Raw genomic sequence first — 18,568 nt, 5'->3', positions numbered from 1 at the left:
AAAAGTAACCGCCCAGGCGTTGAGCGGTCCATTCTCAGTTGTTTATACGCGATGATGATCAGCACGCCAATTCTGTACAGCTTTCTTAATGTCTTTCGGTGATAAGTTCTCTGATACTGTGCGTTCCGCCAAGCCTGGAAACTCTTCATCCGGTGCAAAACGCAGCGCAATCACCTGCTTCACGGTAAGGCCAGGATCCAGCGCTTTCCCCGTCAATCGATAATAACGAAAATTCTCTTCATTCCGGATGATCCGGTCCTGCACCTGCAGCGCATATAATCTCAGTTTAGCCACGATTAATAGGATTGTAACCGCAGCGATCAGCACGATGAAGCTGAGCAGCGTCTCCGTACCGACATTCTTCACAAAAAACGTAATCGACAAAATCAACGTGACCACTGTTAACAGGGCCATTCCATAATGATAGACCGGGTCGATCTTACTATGATTTTCATAAGTTTGTTGTTTCATATGTACCTCCCTGAAGGTGATAGTTTCATTATATACTACTTGACCGGCGCTTGGAGAAATGTGACAAAAAAAGAACACACTGGTTCGGTTCAAAATCTCTGATAAAGCGGCCATTCGGGTTCGTTTTTTATGAAAATATGGATAAACCATGATGAATCCATCTATGGATCCTGAATTCACAGGTGGATTCGGACAGGCATTAACATCAATTATTAATAATTGCGCCGGAATCCACATTATTGCGCCACTTCGGAGATAATTGCGCCAATACAGAATTTATTGCTCCGGTTTCCTGCTATTTGCGCCACTTCCCCAAATAATTGCGCATATTGTCGAAAATTCCACAACTGCAATCTCATCAATAAAAGGCCTGTCCTTTATCACATGAAATATGATAAAAGACAGACCTTTATACTTCTATACGAGCCCCTGTTTCTTAGTTAAATCACTGCCGGCTCTACACCGTAAATGGCGGAATATACCGTCCGTCAATATCCGTGAATCCGTATTCCTTTGCCAAATCCCCTGCTTTTAACACCTTTCCGCTTTTCTCCATCACATCAGGATCCATTGCAAGTGCCGTGATGGCACGACCGATATAATGAGGCGTCTCGGTTTGCTTCAAGTCCTCATACTCCATCCAATTCTCCTCGTCTGCTCCAAAATGTTTCAACACAAGTTCGGTCCTCATAAATCCTGGCGAAACCGCAAGGACAGCAATGCCGCCATCTCTTACTTCTTCCGAAAGACCATACGCCATGCGGACGAGTGCATTCTTGGCCAGGTCATAATAAAACTGCCCGGAATACTTCCCTTCGTCCCAAAATGTCGTGTGAACGATCAAAGCTTCACGGTTCTCACGAAGCAGCGGCATGGCAAAATGATTCGTCGCCAATTGCGCACGCACCCCAGCAGTGAACATCGTGTCCCAATTTGCAAGCGGCTGCTCCTCAAAAGCACCCGGTTCGACCCTGATATCATGCGCTCCCCACACATTATTGACTAGAATATCAAGCTTTCCCTGTTCATCACGAATCTGCTTGATGACAGCATCCGTTTCAGCATCAATCGTATGATCACACCTCACCGCAACCCCTTTGCCGCCGGCCTCCTCAATCTCAGAAACCGTATCATCGACCGTTCCCGGCCAGTTATTCGTTGCGTTCCCTCTCGTACTCCGTCCTGTCACATACACGGTCGCGCCTGCCTTTCCCAGTTCAATTGCAATACCGCGCCCCGCTCCTCTGCTTGCTCCGGTGACAAGTGCAACTTTTCCAGCTAATGATTTCATGCCGTTCATTCCTCCCATGTTCAAGATACTCTCATTATACGATTGTATTCTTGACATCAAGTGTCATATTTAATTAAATAAAACTAATAAATTTATGAAAAGGTGATATCAATGAGAGGCGACCGGCTGATTTCCATCCTTCTATTATTGCAATCACACGGACAAATGACTGCTAAAGAATTGGCAGAGAAACTCGAAGTATCAGAAAGGACCATCTACAGGGACATGGAAGCCTTAAGCGGCACAGGCATCCCTGTTGTTGCAGAGCGCGGAAAAAACGGAGGGTGGTCGCTATTGGAAGACTACAAGACCGACTTGACCGGATTGAAGGAGTCCGAGATACGGGCTCTGTTCCTTTCTCCCTCTGCGCACTTGCTTGAAGATCTGGGGCTGACCCGAACCTCCGAAGAAGCCAGAAACAAACTGATCGCATCCCTCCCCTCCACCTATCGCGAAAATGCCAAAGATGTCTGGAACCGCATCCACATCGACACGCGATCATGGCGCAGGCAAAAAGAAAAAACGGCATCGTTCGAAGTGCTTAAACAAGCTATTTGGAAAGAACACAAACTTAACATCACCTATCAGCGTGCAGACGGGCAAACAGACGACCGCATCGTGGCTCCGCTCGGCCTCGTAGCCAAAGGAGATCTCTGGTACATGATCGCCGTCAAAGAAAATGGCGATATCCGGAATTACCGGGCTTCACGCATTCAACATGCCGAACCACTCAATGAAGTATTTGAACGACCGGAAAACTTTGATCTGGCTGAATACTGGAGCTCTTCCACCAAAGCCTTCATCAAGAACCTGCCCAGCTACGAAGTGAAAGTGGAGGCAGCTGGAGCCGTCGTTTCAAGACTCACCTTCACCAGCCGTTTTGCACGGGTGATTGACGTCGGAACTGAAAACAATGAAGGCTGGGTACCTGTTACGCTTTCGTTCGATACAGAGGACGAAGCAGCAGCTTACATCCTTGGTTTCGCGGACGAAATAAAAGTCATCGAACCTGAAGGTCTGCGTGGGAAAATCATTGAAATGGCAGGAAGGACTGTGGCTTTTTACAGGGGTGAGAAATAGATGGATTTGGGTTTTCACCGTGCCCGAGCTCTACAATGGAAGAAAGCTTGAAGGTTTTGTTTAAAAATATCGGTAATTTCCCCTTCAGCTAATTGAAAAGACCCATTTTCCTATTTCCCACACGAACAGGGGGCTGTTCCATTGGCTGGATGGCAGAACTTCGATAGGGATTGTGCCACATCTCGAATAATTGTGCCGAAATCCATTTTATTGTGCCAATTCCCAAATAATTGTGCCGGCTTCAGGATAATTGTGCCAATTTCAAATTTAATGTGCCGAAACCTAAATTATTGTGCCAAATTGTCGAATTTCCTCGTTCTCCACCTCCATGTACACCCTCAAGGAGGAGAGCCTGCTACTTAACCTAATTTAAATGAGCAATTTAACGAACCAGGGAAGTCTCTCAACAAAAACTGGAAATATTATTTATATCGCCCCACATTCTTAGTGATATGATAACAGTAGAAGCGCTACCCACACGACTGGACATACACCTGCTTTTACCTAAATCGGTTTAAGAAAGGGGGTCTTCACAATGGTTTGGTTTCGTTCTGATTCCCCTTTCCTTCATGGCCGGAGTCGTCATCATCGGCAGCATCAAAGACTTCTTCACCCAGGGCTACCTCTCCGGCGACTGCTACCACACTCACAAAAGCGAAAAATACGACGCCGTTTGCCCCGGGGAGTGCAAACATTTGAAGTTCTGGACGGGCGGCCGGTAAAACCCTCCCGTTTGGTGAAGTGACTTTTAATGAAAGAAAGATTTTCAAAAGGCATCGCTATTATGTGATGACCTTTTTTACATCCAACTTTAAACACCACGTTATATAAATGATCTCTATATCCAAGTATGTGGACAAATAAAGTTACTGGATTTTTACCGTATCCTTTATAATAGAAATACCAGACCCAATAAAGGAGCGAGTGAAATGACGTACGAAGAAATTATGCAAAGGCTTGAGGAGCTAGGGACAGAGCAGACGAAGCGGGTCTATATGAATCATGGTGTGAGGGAACCGTTTTTCGGTGTGAAGATCGGGGATATGAAAAAACTTGTAAAGTATGTGAAGAAGGATCATGAATTAGCTCTCCGGCTGTATGATTCAGGTAATCATGATGCAATGTACTTGGCGGGTCTGTCGATCAATCCTAAGTTGATGTCGAAGGAAACGCTGATGGATTGGGTAGGGAAGGCGTATTGGTATATGCCTGCAGAGTATACCGTGGCCGGGGTTGCGGCGGAGAGTGAGTATGCACTGGAGCTTGCGCGCGAATGGATCGATTCGGATGAAGAGATGATTGCAGTGTGCGGCTGGAGTACATATGCGAATTTTTTATCGATTACCCCTGATGAGGAGCTTGATCTGGATGAGATCAGCGGGCTGCTGAAACGGGTAAGGAATTCTGTCCATGATGAACGGAACCGCGTGCGCTATGTGATGAACGGGTTTGTCATTTCAGTCGGAAGCTATATCCCGGCACTGCATGAAGAGGCAATGTATATTGCGGAATCGATTGGAAAAGTTCATGTGGATGTAGGAAATACCGCATGCAAGGTGCCCCTTGCTAAAACATACATTAAGAAAATCGCGGACAAAGATCGTGTCGGAAAGAAGAGGAAGACTTGTATCTGCTGACCCTCCTAGAAAAAAACACCCCCGAATATAAATCAAAGGGGTTCCGTTTTGGGAGAGAAAATTACAAATAACATTATAAATAGCAGGCTAATTCGCATAGGAATTAGACCTGCTTTATTTGTTGTTATAACAATGTTTTCGTTCGATACTAGGGTGAATTAGCACTTCGAATGGCACCTTAATTAACAAGCGGACAATAATTATTGTGAAGCTAAAAAAAGAGATGCTAATTAGGGTGTTAAATGACTTGTCAATTATCACCCTGTTCTTGCCGATATGAGCTCTTGTAAGGAATTGTGTGATACAATTGTAAATAATGGATATTCCATTAACGGGCAGTTTAGTTGAAGAAGGAGGCTTGAATATTTTGTTTAATTTTTCACGTCTGCTTTTATAAAAAAGGGGGGGTGATGGTGAAAATCAGAATAGTCTCAGTTGCTCTTATATTCTTCATCCTATTAGGATGCCAGAATAAAAGCCTTAATCTAGATGAAGATGTTACCAAAGTTGAAGTATATAATTGGGAAAATGAAGAGTTAATAAAATCCTTTGAAGATACTGCCTTCATTGACTCACTCGTTACTAAATTAAATAATGCAAAAGGTGAAGAAATATCAGATACTTCTGATATTGCAGCACCACCATACAAAATAACATTTAAAAACAAGACTGAAATATTGATGGAACTAGGGTTATTCCAAACTGAAAATGAAGGTCGTTTTATGGATATTGATAATGAAATTATGTATACCGTTGATACAACTCTCCCAATAGATTAGTTGAATTGTTGCACTAAAGGGGGCGGTTGCTGAGCAATCAGCCGCCCTTTGTTCAAGTAAAGGGCAGGTTAACGGAAGATTAAGAAACCTTAATGGGTTGCCTTTCGTCAAAACCTTAAAGGGGGATATATGCTTAAAAAGAGTTTAACTAAATCGATATTATTTTTGGTACTAATCACTATATGGCAACTAATCTTTAACAAACAGGTTAAATGGATTGATATTATTGGCATTACATCTTTCTTTTTCTTGTTTGATTTATTTTTTAATTGGACTGAAATACCATACAAATGGAAGAAGCAAAGTGGTAAATAACACCCCAAAAGATGTAGATTGAAAAACAGGTTTGAAAGGGGTTATAGGATATGGTACAGGTTTTATTGGTAATTTTAATATGGATTTTGCCGACTTTCTTTCTTACAAATGCTTTTTTAAAAATGGATAAGGAAGAACAACAGAAATTTAAAAATGAGCTTAAACAACCTTTAGCACTTTTTGGTGTGGGGTTAATAATCATCGGCTTATTGTTATCCTTTTTTGGTATTATCCTAGCAATTGAATGGATTCAGCATATTGGTGCAATTATGGTGTTTATTAGTTGGCTAACTACAAGTATCGTAAGCTGGAAAAAAGGAAAGACCGGTTTTAGAAAAAGTACTGCACTTATTTTGTTGAACATTTCTGGAATAGCTACTTATGGTTACCTATATTTTAGCTAACGGGCACGTTTGCTGAACAGGCAGCCACCACTTGTTCAAGTTAAGGAGCAGTTTAGTTGAATAAAGAGTTGGAAATGAACAGATAAGCGAGTAAGCACATTTCAGGAGGGGTTGATGTTGGTATCATATATAATTGCTTTTATAATAGTGGGAACAGGATTCTTATTAGAAACAGTCAAACTGAAACCATCGATTGGCAGATTTCGTAGATTTGGGTTTAGTAATAACTCTATATGGGGAAATACCGATATCCATTTTGATATTGATTGGATTTCTTTATGCTTGGGATTTAATATTTATACCTATGATTCTGGGTATTTTATGGGGGATGACACCTAAAACAATTTACGAAAAATACTTTAAAGACAAAACCCTATTTGGGGTAAAGTTATAATTACATAGTGGTCATATCGAATAACTCTCATTTGAAAAGGATGTAGAAGACTATCTTCCATTATAGGGGGCTTTAACGGAATAACAAGTTTAAAGAATCGTAAAAACCCAGAAACATTAGGTCTGGGTTTTTTGCTGTTAAATATAGTGTTATTTGCACTGTTATTTCTGCTGCTAATTAGGGTGTGATTTTAGGTTTTCTCTCCTTAAACGGAACCCCTTAATATAAATCGGAGGTGTTTTTTACATTACATCTTAAAGTCAAACTCATCCGGATCCGGACCGCTGCGCTTGTTTTCATTCAGAGCATCAAGCTGCATCATCTGATCTTGGGACAATTTGAAGTCAAATAGACTGATGTTTTCTACCATCCGCGATTCGGTCATCGATTTCGGAATCGTGATGATCCCGTGCTGAATATCCCAGCGCAGGATTACTTGGGCTGCTGATCTGTCAACCACCTTTGCAATCTCCTGGATCGTCTCATTTGAAAGAAGTTCCGCATTCATCAGCGGTGACCAAGCCTCAACTTTGATATTATGCTGTTCGCATAACGCGCTCACTTCCTCCTGGATCAGCTTAGGATGAAATTCAACCTGATTCACCACCGGTTTGATTTCAGCTTCGGCAAGCAATGTTTCAAGATGGTGAACTTGGAAGTTGCTCACTCCGATCGCCTTGATCCGTCCCTCTTTGTACAGAGCTTCGAGCGCCTTCCAGGATTCCAAATATTTATCTTTCCCTGGCCAGTGAATCAGGTAGAGATCAAGGTAATCGAGCCCCATTTTCTCCAGGGTTTCTTCGTATGCTGCAATCGTCTCGTCATAAGAAAGGCCGTCATTCCACACTTTGGACGTGATAAACAGTTCTTCCCTCGTGACAAGCCCCGCTTCGATCGCGCTGCGGACACCGTTACCCACGCTCTTCTCATTCCCATAGATCGCTGCGGTATCAATGCTTCTATATCCAAGACGGATCGCCGTCTCGACCGCTTTCTCCAGTTCTTTTCCTTCCTCTACACGGAAAACACCGTATCCAAGCTGCGGCATCTCAATGCCATTATTTAAAGTAAGTGATGGTACACTCATCATTCATTCCTCCTTAAAGTTCAAGTGGATGGTTCGGCTCAGCCGACCCTGTTTATCAGTATGAACCCTGCAGGAGGTATTGGGAAGTAGGCACTTTATTGTGCGATAGGCACTTCCGGGTAACGTTACGTGGTCTTTTTTGAAAAAATAATGGCCTCATAAAATGAATTGTGCCTTAAGATTACACCCTAAACTCTATTATTAGTGCCTTTCCCAATCTCAATTACACCTTTCAATTATATAATTGTGCCCTTCATCCGATTAATTGCACTTTCCTGTCGAATTCAATTACATATATCCTGACTACACTAATCCATCAAAACAAGCAAACTACTTCAACCCATTAATCCTCTTCGTCAACTCCAAAAACTTCCTGTCCAAGTCCGCATACGCCTCATCCCCCGGCACCATGAAACTAAGCCGGCCCAGTACTTCCTGCCTTTCCGTCTCAAGCTTCATCCTCAGCTCTTCCATATCATCCCGCTCCGGAGCCTGCTCACTCAGCTGCTTTCGAACCTGCCCATGCTCAATCACCAGCTTCACACCCGTCGTCTTATTCACAAAATACTGGTCATGCGACACAACGATCAATGTACCGTTATATTGAGCCAGCGTCTTCTCCAGCTGTTCACGCGACGGCAGATCAAGGTGGTTCGTCGGCTCATCGAGGATCAGCACATCCCTTTCCTCTAATATATACTTCATCAGCTTGCACTTCACACGCTCGCCCATGCTCATATCCCGGATCGGTTCCCGCCACTGGGAAGCCATGAACCCCAGGTGCTTCATGAGCGTTTGCACTCTGCCCCTCTCCTCGAACGTTTCCTTATAGAAAAGCTCCTCCGGTGTCTCATCCAGAGGGAGGTCGAACACCTCTTGCGTCAGATAGCCGATTTCGGCAGAAGGCGACACCCATACTTTTCCATCCGCCGTTTCCTCTTCCAAGATCACCTTCAACAATGTCGTCTTACCGCTCCCATTCGGACCGAGAATCGATACCTTTTCACCATGCTGAATCGTGAAATTGGTTTCACTGAATAATGTCCGCCCGTCAAAGGTCTTCGCCAAATCCTTCACTTCGAGGAACCGCTTCCCCGTTTTGTGCGCGGAATTGATCGAGAACTTTACCTGATGATCCTCTTCCACCCGCTCGATTTTCGCCTTCTCAAGCTCTTTTTCAAGCCGCTTTTGCTTCGATTTCACCTGGCTGTCCGTCCGTTTCGCCTGTACGCGGTAATATTCTTTGTAACCATCCTGCTTCGTAGACTCGGCATGCGCTTTTTCCGACCATGAAGCAAGCTCCTTCATTTGGCTTTCGATCCGCTTCACCATTTTTTGCTGCTTCTCGTATTCCCGCTGCTGTGTCAGCCGCTTCTTCTCCCGAGCTTCCATGTAGCTAGAATAATTCCCCTTATGCTCGATCAGACTGCCATGTTCGAGCGACCAAATCTTCGTGACTGCTTCATCTAAGAAATACCGGTCATGGGATACGAGAATGATCGTCCCTCTATATTCCTTGATCTGTTCTGTCAAAAGTTCCAAACTTTCCTGATCCAGATGGTTCGTCGGTTCATCCAAGAGAAGCAGGTCTGCATTCCGGGCAAACCCCTTCGCAAGCCTCGCCTTCAGCTTTTCTCCGCCACTCAGCTGCGAAAATTCATGCGACGGCACCTGCCACTTTTCCAGAAGCTTAGCCTCAGCAGGCGTCACACTTCCTGAAGAATACTTCTCCGTTTCCTGCACGACCATATCCACGCTCAACCCGCTCTGCAGCCACTGAACCCTTCCTTCTGTAGGCTTGATATCGCCATGAATCAAATTCAGAAGAGTCGACTTCCCGGCACCATTCCGGCCGATGATCCCGATGACATCCCCTTCCTGTACACTCCCATTCACCTCTTCAAATATCTTCTGATCCAAAAACTCATATTCCAAATTCAATAATTTCAATAGTTCCCTCATACAATCTTCCCCTTTCCTAGAAAAGCGCAAGCGCCTTGTTCAGACCCGAAAAGCGTTGGAGGGCCGACCGGTGAAGTCGCTTTTGGAATTCATTGGACGGACCTAAACGTCTCGAGGGGCTAGGCGCTGGAGCTGGACGATTCTCGAAGTGCAATTAATTCTCTCTTTTATCGAAAAAGGAGGACAAAAAAATCCTCCCAGAATATCTGGAAGGATTAGCCGTACCTGCTGCGCACGCAAACAAAGCTATTGGTTATCAATAGCTCTGGCTCTTTTCACAAGCTTTGTTGTCAGTATGATTGATTATCTGAAAAAAGCACATGCACACACTCCTGTCAGAAGTCAACGTTGGGAAAACAACAAGCTTCAAGAAAACAGCCATATAAAAATGGGCAGACTAATCCTATTTTGGTTGAGTTGAAATCATTCATTTCAAAACACGGAAAATAAGATTAGTTAATCATCGTCCACCCATCACTCCTGTCATTTATTAGTAATTTCACTATACCACGGTTTCCCCAAAAGAGAAAGCCCATTGTTCCCACGGCTTCCCTCTCAATTGCCGAATGTCACTCTGCTCCACTATTTTTTTATCCAATCAAAAAAGGTAATGTTCAAAAAGGATTTGACGCACAATAAGTGGTAAGATAGACACTGGAGACTTGCCTACAAAAAGTTTAGTATTTAAAACCTATGGGATGAATAAGTACACGTACAGAAAAGACGGGACCATTCTTGGTCGGATGACTGTGTGTGATGTAAAACGACACTCGTTTTATTCACTTCTTTCTCTGGCTTTTTGTAAGAAGGGACCCACATTTCTGACTGCATATTCATTTGAGAGGAGAGTTATTTTGGATTCAATTTGGTTAGAATACGGATGGACATTATTGGTCCTTATCGGCCTTGAAGGACTATTATCAGCTGATAACGCACTTGTCCTTGCCGTCATTGCGAAACACTTGCCTGAAGATCAAAAGAGAAAGGCCATCAGCTACGGAATACTAATGGCTTTTGCCTTCCGTTTTGGTGCACTGTTTGCCATTTCCTTCATCGCTAACGTCTGGCAGATTCAGGCGATCGGTGCAGCTTACCTCCTTTACTTAGGATTGAAGCATGTCATCAAGGCCCGCTTTGGTAAGAAAAATGAAAATATACGGGAAGAAACAGAAGAAGAAGCTGCCGGAAAAGGTTTCTGGCCGACAGTCAGCAAGATCGCTTTAGCCGACCTTGCATTTGCGATTGATTCGATCCTAGCTGCAGTGGCCCTTGCCCTTGGTCTTCCGGATTCCCCGCTGCCGGATTTCGGCGGTATGGACGGAGGAAAATTCTTGATCGTCGTCCTCGGCGGAATCGCAGGACTGATCTTGATCAAGTATGCGGCAACCTGGTTTGTGAAGCTGCTTGATACACGTCCGGCATTAGAAACGACTGCTTATGCAATCGTTGCCTGGGTCGGAGTGAAGCTTGCTGTCATCACACTCGCTCATGAAGACATTCACATACTAGCCCACGATTTCCCGCACAGCACCCTCTGGACCCTGATTTTCTATGGCGTCCTGGTGGCGATTGCTTTACTTGGGTGGTTTGCGCCAAGCAACAAGAGAACACCTGATAAAGAACTGATGTAAATCACAAAAAATGTGCCTGCCCCATGTTTGGGACAGGCACTTCTTCTTTTTATAACGCCTTGCCTCCGTGCTTCCAGACAGAAACTTTTTATAATTGAGCAACGAATCGTTCTATGGGCACAGATTTAATAAATCCAAATCATTTTATAAATAAAAAAACGACTTCCCAAAATGAAGTCATTTTTTATACGCCAGTTATGGCTGGTTCCAAAAAAGAAGGGAAGCAAGAGGGATCACTGCCGAAAACACCAGAATCAAAGAATTACCTATGATGCCGGCCGCTTTTAACCCTCCCCTGGATTTGAAAGCCATCAAAAGCCCCGCCAAAGGGAGGATAATGACGAAGAGAATCATCACTCTGCCTGGCAGCAGTTCATTCCCTGAAACCGAAAACATGGTAAAAAAATATAGCAAAGCAGCTATGGCAAAGAAAACAACCGATATCAAACCGTATTTATTCATCTTATAACCCCATTTCCCCTCATGATATTTCCATTATATTACTTTGACTGGAAGTTCATCAATGGTTTATATGAAGGTAACTATCTCCGCACCCAACTATAAAAACGCCCCGCGCTAATGCACAGGGCGTTTTGCACCTTGTATCTTCAAGCAGTTCAGCCCATCTCAGCTATACCCCCGGAAACCATCCCGGCGTATTGAGGATCGCCTTCCACAGCGGGTCAGGAACTACAAGCTCCTCCTGCTTCTCTTTATCAATTTCCGTCACAATCTCATCTTCTCTTCCTTCAGCAATCTTCTTAACCCAGTCCGGATCGATGATGAGCTCGCGGCCGAGTGCCAATAATGGGACATCCGTCTCGAATGCTTTACGCGCGTCCTCTGCAGAATAAATCGAACCTACCCCGATCAGAGGTGTACGGTCACCGATTGTTTCGAGCAGGTACTCCATTCTCGGCTTATCTGTATCCTCCACTCCTCTTCTTGGAGTTGAGAAGAAATCGAACAGGGATACATGCAGATAATGGAGTTCCTTGTCTGCCAATGCATCCACAAGTGCCAGCGTATCTCCCATAGAGAACCCTTCCTCCTCAGGCTCTTCAGGTGAAAAACGGTATCCGACAAGGAAAGAAGAATCTGCATGTTCTTCAACCACACTCTTCACTTTGTCGACAATCGCCATCGGAAACCCCATGCGTTTTTCAAGACTTCCGCCAAAACGGTCTTCCCGCTGATTCGTCATCGGAGAAAAGAATTGGTGGATGAGGTACCCATTCGCTCCGTGGATCTCGACGCCGTCATACCCTGCCTCTATTGCACGGCGGGTCGTCTCTCCGAACGCTTCGATGATTTCCTCCACCTCCGCTTCGGACAGCTCCCTTGCTTTCTTTTCTCCGTTTTCTCCTTTTACATCGCTCGCACTCACAACGTCTCCGCCAGGAACAAGATCCGGCGGGCACTGCACACCGCCATGGAAAATCTGCAGTACAGCTTTTGCACCCTGATCCTTGATCGCCTTTGCAAGTCTCTCAAGGCTCGGGATCATCTCATCTGAATCTCCGCCGAACTCTCCAGGGAACCCTTTCCCGTTTGGTGTCACATACGTACACGCGGTGATGACCATACTTACATCGTTCGAACGACGCGCATAGTATTCCACCTCAGCATCCGTCACGTTCCCGTTTTCATCAGACGAAAAATTGGTCATCGGTGCCATGATAATCCGGTTTTTCAGCTCGACTCCGTTTTTAAATGTATATGGAGATAATAGTTCCTTGTATTGTTCGTTCATGATTCTGCCTCCTTCTCGGTGTTCAAGGGCTATCATAGTAGATGAAAATGTGTTTGACTATTTATCTGCTTATAGAATGTTCTTTGATCACTTATCTAAATTGCCCCTGAAGTAAATTGATAACAAGAAGGACATATCGATTAAAAAACCATGAAATCAATTTTGTCCTGTTTCTTTTGATCATATATTTTTCCGGCATGCTCACTTCAATAATAAAACGTTCATTTTCGATAAAAGAACGGCTTTTTTCGATAATAAATCTTTCAATATCGATAATAAGATTAACGTCCGTTTGACAATCAACAAAAATTTAAAAGCTTTTGACAAGCTAAAACGGTTAAATCCTCACAGTGTATCGTATTAAGTATGTTCACCGCTCTAAAATCATTGGATTTCCCCTCTTTTTTGCCCATTTTCAACAAAAAACTCCGATCAACCTAAGAAGGACCCGACACCTATCCGATCCCCCTTCCATACATAAATCAACCCAATTCCCTAACCTCAATCGGAATCAACGTCCGCTCCAACTGTTCACGATGAGCTTCATACTGCTCTGGCAGCATCAATTTCTCGCCCATCTTCTCCTGTGACTCATCATGAGCGAACCCCGGTGGATCCGTCGCGATTTCAAAGAGTATTTCGCCCTGCTCCCGGAAGTAAATCGCATTAAAATAATTCCGGTCGATGACAGGTGTGACCCCGTATCCATTATCGGAAACAAGCTTTTGCCACTCCAGCTGATCCTTGTCATCTTGGGCCCGCCATGCAATGTGGTGAACGGTACCGGCACCCATCCGGCCCCGTCCGGTCGGAGTCATCTTCAAATCGATGACGTTTCCGATGTCAGAAGCGGAACGATAACGGGCAATATCTCCTTCTCTTCCGACAAACTCAAGTCCCATTACGTCTTCCAATAATCCAGCGGTTTTGTCAGGCTGTGCTGACAATAATGTGGCTCCATCGAATCCTTTGATCGCAACCTCGGGGGTCACCCCGCCGAAGCTCCACATGCTGGGTTCCCCTTCTTCCCGCTCCACAATTTCCAAGTGAAGGCCATGGGGATCATCGAATTCCAAATACGTTTCACCAAACCGCTCCACTTTTGTAAAAGGAACATCGAACGCCTCTAATCTCTTTTCCCAAAACAGAAGCGCCCCCTTCGGAACAACATATGAAGTCACGCCTGCCTGGCCGTCGCCGATGACGCCTTGCTGGGCACCTGCCCACGGAAAGAAAGTGATGATGGTACCCGGTTTGCCGCCTTCATCGCCGAAATAAAGATGATACGTTCCAGGGTCATCAAAATTCACCGTTTTCTTCACCAGCCTTAAGCCGAGCACCCCTGCGTAGAAATCCACATTTTCCTGGGGGTGGCCGACGATCGCTGTTATATGGTGGATACCCGCTGTCTTTTTTTTCATGTTCATCACTCCTTTTATCTGCTTCTACTAGTATTTACCCTTTTGTTTTTTAAAATAAAAATGCATCCACTGCGTATTGACCTGGACCGATCAACGCAATCCCGATCGCCACCGCAAGCAGCGTCAAGTTGTATTCATACCCATTGGATGTCGCCCATAATCCATTCTGGCCGTGTACCTTGACGATCGCCATGAACATTGTCGCTGCAATCAGGATGGCCGCAAGCGGAGTCAAAAGCCCTAGTGCAAATAAGATTCCTCCGACAAGCTCTGAGAGTCCCGCCACAAGTGCCATCGTCACACCAGGCTTCATCCCGATGGACTCAAACCAGCCTCCAGTACCTTTCAATCCATGACCGCCGAACCATCCAAACAATTTCTGCGCCCCATGACCAATGAACAACACACCAATGACTAAACGAATGATTAATAAACCAAGATCTATCACCTAAAATTCCTCCTAATTAATTTTTTATCTCGAATTCGAGATATTTATTCAAAAAAAATCTATGAACTGTTTTATTCAATAAAGTTTCTTTATACCTTACTTGAACAAAACAGATTATTACCGACTAATCGCATCCTAGCTGTCACTCAATCGCCTCCTGTAAAATTATCTTTAATTTAAATATCTTGAATATGAGATAATAATATATCATCTATTTACAGTTGTCAATGGCCGTATACTATTTTTATTGAAATCGGGCTTGTACTGAGCTTCAACAGGGCCAAAATAAAAATAAACCCCTCAACCAAATGAGGGGTTCACCAAAATTAAAATCCTAAAAATTGCAAAACATATCCTCCCGCAACTCCGATGATCACAATCAGCCATGCAGGTACTTTCCAAACATTCAGCAAAGCGAATAAAATTACGCCCAGTGCAAAATCAGACCCATCAAGGATCGAGCTTTTAATCACAGGATCATAGAAAGCCGCTAACAGAATGCCGACCACACTCGCGTTCACTCCCATAAGGATCCCTTGGAATGCGGCGCGTTTTCGCAGTTCACTCAGGAAAGGCAAGGCAGCCACAATAAGCAGGAATGAAGGTAAGAAAATTGCGATCGTTGCCACTACAGCTCCCGTGATCCCTTCCATCATGGTTCCCAGGTAACTGGAGAAGGTGAACAATGGACCAGGGACGGCTTGAGCCATTCCATATCCCGCCAGGAATTCATCGGCTGACAGCAAGCCTTGCGGGACCAGTTCCCTCTCGATCATCGGCAGGACCACATGGCCGCCGCCGAATACGAGCGACCCGACTCTGAAGAAGATATCAAAGATGTTGAGCAGTGAACTGTTGAATGTATTATTCAAGAGTGGCAATAAGATGAGCGTCCCAATCAAAACAGATAAAGATGCCACACCTGTCTTTTTCGATATACTGACGTGGAACGGTTCAATTTTTGATTCTGCTTTATCCTTGAACAACTTCCATCCAAGCAGTCCGGCAGCAATGATAATCAAGATCTGTACCCAAGCCGACGGATACAACAACATGATCAACGCTGCACCAAGGGCGATCGCCATCCTGCTTTTATCCGGAGTCAGCTTTTGTCCGAGTCCAATCAAGGCATGCAGGACAACGGCAGCTGCGACGACCTTCAGACTGTGGATAAACCCGGCATCCCCAAGCGTGAAGGTCTGGTAGAGTAAAGCAAAAATCACAAGGACAATGACAGAAGGAAGCGTAAACCCTAAGAAAGAGATGACCCCTCCCAATATCCCCCCGCGAAGCATGCCGATCGATATCCCTACCTGACTGCTCGCAGGTCCGGGAAGGAACTGGCATAAAGCAATCAAGTCTGCATAGGTTTTATCCGTCAACCATTTTCTCCTGTCCACATATTCATCTTTAAAGTAAGCCAAGTGTGCTACCGGCCCCCCAAACGAAGTCAATCCCAGTTTGGTCGATGTTAATAATATTTCTAGTAATATTGCCAAACGACTTTTATGTTTAAGCTGTTGGTTCAACTTCAAACACCTTCCTTCTATTTAATCTCTTTAAAAAGCTCATACGCCTTCGCTCTTGCTTCTTGCAGAACGGCGTCTCCTCTATCAGTGGTTCGATAATATTTTCGAATCTTCCCATCCACATTGACCTCTTCCCTGCTCAAGAGCCCATCTTTCTCCATACCGTGAAGAATCGGGTAGAGCGTTCCGGAGCTGATATCATATCCATGTTCATGCAGTTCCTCAACCATCCATGATCCATAGATCGGCTCCTCTTTGGCATGATGGAGAATATGAATATGGATAAAGCCCAGAAACAATTTTCGCAGCACTTTATTTTCCAAACGAACCCTCCTCGATCACATTATCTAATATCGATATCGAATTTCGATTATAATTTTAAAACAAGCTCATTCTTGAATCAAGGTCAGCCGTTAAACTTTACATAGGCTTAACATTTCTATAAAAATTCTCACATAGAACTATTTAACGTAGTCAGCAGCCACCCATTCGTTTAAGTCAATGGATTATGTATGAAAATACAAAAAGGGAACACCTGCTAAAGACCAGGAAGTTCCCTTTTTATTAACCGATATAAACACTGTCACATGATCCAGCTGCTGGTTCGTAATAACAATGATTTTTAAATTGTCCGGAGAATGGCTGATTGTACCATGTTGGAGGACATGGAGCATAGGGATTAAAGTACCAAAGAGCATATTTCGCCGGGTGCTGTCTCCAATAATCCAAATTCTTTTTAGCTAAGTTTTTTTCAACCGATCTTGCTCTGTTATAAAAGAGATTCCCCTTTTGAACCGCTTCAAACGAATAGTTACCACCTTGCACTTGAAAAATGACATCATTAATGGTCCTTACTTTTTTAAAGTCCAGACAATCCGCTATCGCACGATTTACGATGACGTTTCCCACATATAACATTCCCTGTTTTCCTTCACCTTCGGCTTCCGCCCGCATCATCCTTGCCATCAGGGCAATATCTGAATCCTTGTATTTAATTCTTGGCATTTTCTTCACCTCAAAATAAGTGTATGAAAAAAGAATGCGTTGATGTCCTGAATTATTCATTTTGCTGTTAAATTCCGCTTTGATTTCCGTGCAAGACTTCGTTTTCCGCCGGTAACCCGTGAGCCTGCTCGTCACTTCGATTTAACTAAAAGGGTCTGACCCCCGGTCCGAAAGCACACCAGGGGTCAGACCCTATCACCAAACCTATTTCAACTGCCTGACTACTTGCACAGACGTGCACCTATCTAGTGATACATGGACATTACTTTCTCTACATCACAAATCAATTGATCAATTTCAGCATGAGATAATCGCAAAGGCATTTGATCATATAACGTAATGATCTGTCCTTCCTCTTCATGCTGATGTTTTTTTAAATAGTGATAGATATGATCAATCTGGTTTTTATTGAGGACCGATTCTGTATCAAAACTCTTCACTTTCTGTAATGAAAATTCATTCACCGATGAATCAAATTCGCCTGTGATAATGGATCCCTGCAAGAACATGATTTCACTCCTCGATGTCAGTATAAGATAGTTTATCCCCATTGCATGGAACAAAATACACTGTTCAATATCGGCTTTAAACATTTCCTGCTACAATCCGGATCTATATCTGAATTCTATATAAGAAGGTAATAAACATGTGAATGAATAATATCCCATTTTTTTCTTAAACTAAAAAGATAAACCTGTTCGGTGGTACAAATCTAAATACAGTAAAAATATGCACAGATCAAGCAGATGGCAAAATGGTTAGAAATCAGGAGGAAAACATGATGTTAGAGCAAAAGATGCAAAAAATTTATGAGGACATGCATCACGCCTACTTAGAAAAGTTTGAATTATGGCAGCAAGAAATTGTATTCGGATGGCAATGGTGGTTTGGGGTATTGCTAACGCTACTCCCATGGGTCATATGGGCAAAATTCCATCCAAGACAAAGCACCCACCGCCTATTATATATCGCTTTTTTCGTAATGGTCATCGCGATTTGGCTCGACAGTCTTGGGGTGCAGTTGGACCTCTGGCATTACAACTATGAGGTTCTGCCCTTCTCACCGTCCTATAAACCTTGGGACATTACCCTGATTCCTGTCTTAACCATCGTTTTCATTCAAATTAAACCTGCGGCCAATCCTTTAATCAAAGGAATCATCTATTCGGCTTTCATCGCATTCATTGCTGAGCCCGCTTTCGTCTGGAGCGGTTTTGTTGTTTACACGAATTGGGAATACATTTATTCTTTCCCGATCTATTTAGTGATTTACTTGATCTGTCACTTCCTGAGCACAAGAACACATTTTGACAGTCTACATGAAAGCAGCGGGAATTGATAGGCAGCCTCCAATAAAATAA

General features: G+C 43.9%; 20 protein-coding genes. 7 read left to right on the top strand and 13 right to left on the bottom strand.

Annotation, left to right across the window (positions count from 1 at the left end; all coding sequences use genetic code 11):
• Positions 1-42: 42 nt before the first annotated feature.
• Both ACXAFV_RS11110 and ACXAFV_RS11105 read right to left on the bottom strand, forming a co-directional pair.
• A complete protein-coding gene (locus ACXAFV_RS11110) occupies positions 43-471 on the bottom strand; it encodes a DUF6526 family protein (RefSeq protein ID WP_475126503.1) in 429 nt (142 codons plus the stop codon).
• A gap of 457 nt (positions 472-928) precedes the next feature.
• On the bottom strand, positions 929-1,762 hold the full coding sequence (locus tag ACXAFV_RS11105; RefSeq protein ID WP_475126501.1) for an SDR family NAD(P)-dependent oxidoreductase: 834 nt from the start codon (positions 1,760-1,762) through the stop codon (positions 929-931).
• Between the two features lie 111 nt (positions 1,763-1,873).
• On the opposite strand from ACXAFV_RS11105, the gene ACXAFV_RS11100 reads away from it, so the two are divergent.
• On the top strand, positions 1,874-2,842 hold the full coding sequence (locus ACXAFV_RS11100; RefSeq protein ID WP_475126499.1) for a helix-turn-helix transcriptional regulator: 969 nt from the start codon (positions 1,874-1,876) through the stop codon (positions 2,840-2,842).
• 530 nt (positions 2,843-3,372) lie between these two features.
• On the opposite strand, the gene ACXAFV_RS11095 is transcribed toward ACXAFV_RS11100, so the two are convergent.
• Positions 3,373-3,612, bottom strand: a complete 240-nt coding sequence (locus ACXAFV_RS11095) for a hypothetical protein (protein WP_475126498.1) — start codon at positions 3,610-3,612, stop codon at positions 3,373-3,375.
• Between the two features lie 159 nt (positions 3,613-3,771).
• Here ACXAFV_RS11095 and ACXAFV_RS11090 point away from each other — a divergent pair, with 159 nt between their 5' ends.
• The 4 genes from ACXAFV_RS11090 (at position 3,772) to ACXAFV_RS11075 (ending at position 6,316) form a co-directional block, all read left to right on the top strand.
• Entirely contained in the window at positions 3,772-4,479 is a 708-nt protein-coding gene (locus tag ACXAFV_RS11090; protein WP_475126497.1) for a DNA alkylation repair protein, read from the top strand.
• Positions 4,480-4,892: 413 nt separating this feature from the next.
• Positions 4,893-5,258: a hypothetical protein gene (locus tag ACXAFV_RS11085; RefSeq protein ID WP_475126495.1), complete on the top strand. Its 366-nt coding sequence runs from the start codon at positions 4,893-4,895 to the stop codon at positions 5,256-5,258.
• Positions 5,259-5,623: 365 nt separating this feature from the next.
• A complete protein-coding gene (locus ACXAFV_RS11080; RefSeq protein ID WP_475126494.1) occupies positions 5,624-5,977 on the top strand; it encodes a Fe3+-siderophore ABC transporter permease in 354 nt (117 codons plus the stop codon).
• Between the two features lie 114 nt (positions 5,978-6,091).
• A complete protein-coding gene (locus tag ACXAFV_RS11075; RefSeq protein WP_475126492.1) occupies positions 6,092-6,316 on the top strand; it encodes a hypothetical protein in 225 nt (74 codons plus the stop codon).
• 302 nt (positions 6,317-6,618) lie between these two features.
• Here ACXAFV_RS11075 and ACXAFV_RS11070 read toward each other — a convergent pair whose 3' ends face one another.
• Positions 6,619-7,458 (bottom strand): aldo/keto reductase, encoded by an 840-nt coding sequence (locus ACXAFV_RS11070; protein ID WP_475126491.1) that lies wholly within the window; start codon positions 7,456-7,458, stop codon positions 6,619-6,621.
• Positions 7,459-7,788: 330 nt separating this feature from the next.
• Positions 7,789-9,420 carry a ribosomal protection-like ABC-F family protein gene (gene abc-f / locus ACXAFV_RS11065; protein ID WP_475126489.1) on the bottom strand — a complete coding sequence of 544 codons (1,632 nt, stop codon included), beginning with the start codon at positions 9,418-9,420 and terminating at the stop codon, positions 7,789-7,791.
• An 854-nt stretch (positions 9,421-10,274) separates the two neighbouring features.
• On the opposite strand from abc-f, the gene ACXAFV_RS11060 reads away from it, so the two are divergent.
• Complete coding sequence (locus ACXAFV_RS11060; RefSeq protein ID WP_475126488.1) at positions 10,275-11,051, top strand: TerC family protein; 777 nt, start codon at positions 10,275-10,277, stop codon at positions 11,049-11,051.
• 195 nt (positions 11,052-11,246) lie between these two features.
• On the opposite strand, the gene ACXAFV_RS11055 is transcribed toward ACXAFV_RS11060, so the two are convergent.
• The 8 genes from ACXAFV_RS11055 to ACXAFV_RS11020 form a co-directional block, all read right to left on the bottom strand.
• Positions 11,247-11,513, bottom strand: a complete 267-nt coding sequence (locus tag ACXAFV_RS11055; RefSeq protein WP_475126486.1) for a hypothetical protein — start codon at positions 11,511-11,513, stop codon at positions 11,247-11,249.
• Between the two features lie 169 nt (positions 11,514-11,682).
• Positions 11,683-12,804, bottom strand: a complete 1,122-nt coding sequence (locus tag ACXAFV_RS11050) for an NADH-dependent flavin oxidoreductase (RefSeq protein ID WP_475126485.1) — start codon at positions 12,802-12,804, stop codon at positions 11,683-11,685.
• 482 nt (positions 12,805-13,286) lie between these two features.
• Positions 13,287-14,225: a ring-cleaving dioxygenase gene (locus ACXAFV_RS11045; RefSeq protein WP_475126483.1), complete on the bottom strand. Its 939-nt coding sequence runs from the start codon at positions 14,223-14,225 to the stop codon at positions 13,287-13,289.
• Between the two features lie 49 nt (positions 14,226-14,274).
• Positions 14,275-14,673 carry a DoxX family protein gene (locus tag ACXAFV_RS11040; protein WP_475126481.1) on the bottom strand — a complete coding sequence of 133 codons (399 nt, stop codon included), beginning with the start codon at positions 14,671-14,673 and terminating at the stop codon, positions 14,275-14,277.
• Between the two features lie 326 nt (positions 14,674-14,999).
• Entirely contained in the window at positions 15,000-16,208 is a 1,209-nt protein-coding gene (gene chrA, locus ACXAFV_RS11035; RefSeq protein WP_475126480.1) for a chromate efflux transporter, read from the bottom strand.
• Positions 16,209-16,219: 11 nt separating this feature from the next.
• A complete protein-coding gene (locus ACXAFV_RS11030) occupies positions 16,220-16,525 on the bottom strand; it encodes a PadR family transcriptional regulator (protein ID WP_475126478.1) in 306 nt (101 codons plus the stop codon).
• A 241-nt stretch (positions 16,526-16,766) separates the two neighbouring features.
• Complete coding sequence (locus ACXAFV_RS11025; RefSeq protein ID WP_475126477.1) at positions 16,767-17,207, bottom strand: cell wall hydrolase; 441 nt, start codon at positions 17,205-17,207, stop codon at positions 16,767-16,769.
• 245 nt (positions 17,208-17,452) lie between these two features.
• Entirely contained in the window at positions 17,453-17,716 is a 264-nt protein-coding gene (locus ACXAFV_RS11020; protein WP_475126476.1) for a hypothetical protein, read from the bottom strand.
• Positions 17,717-17,988: 272 nt separating this feature from the next.
• On the opposite strand from ACXAFV_RS11020, the gene ACXAFV_RS11015 reads away from it, so the two are divergent.
• Entirely contained in the window at positions 17,989-18,546 is a 558-nt protein-coding gene (locus tag ACXAFV_RS11015; protein ID WP_475126475.1) for a CBO0543 family protein, read from the top strand.
• Positions 18,547-18,568 lie beyond the last annotated feature (22 nt).

It is taken from the genome of Rossellomorea sp. ABR4_012, from assembly GCF_056159545.1.
This window is presented reverse-complemented; position numbering and strand designations above follow the sequence as displayed.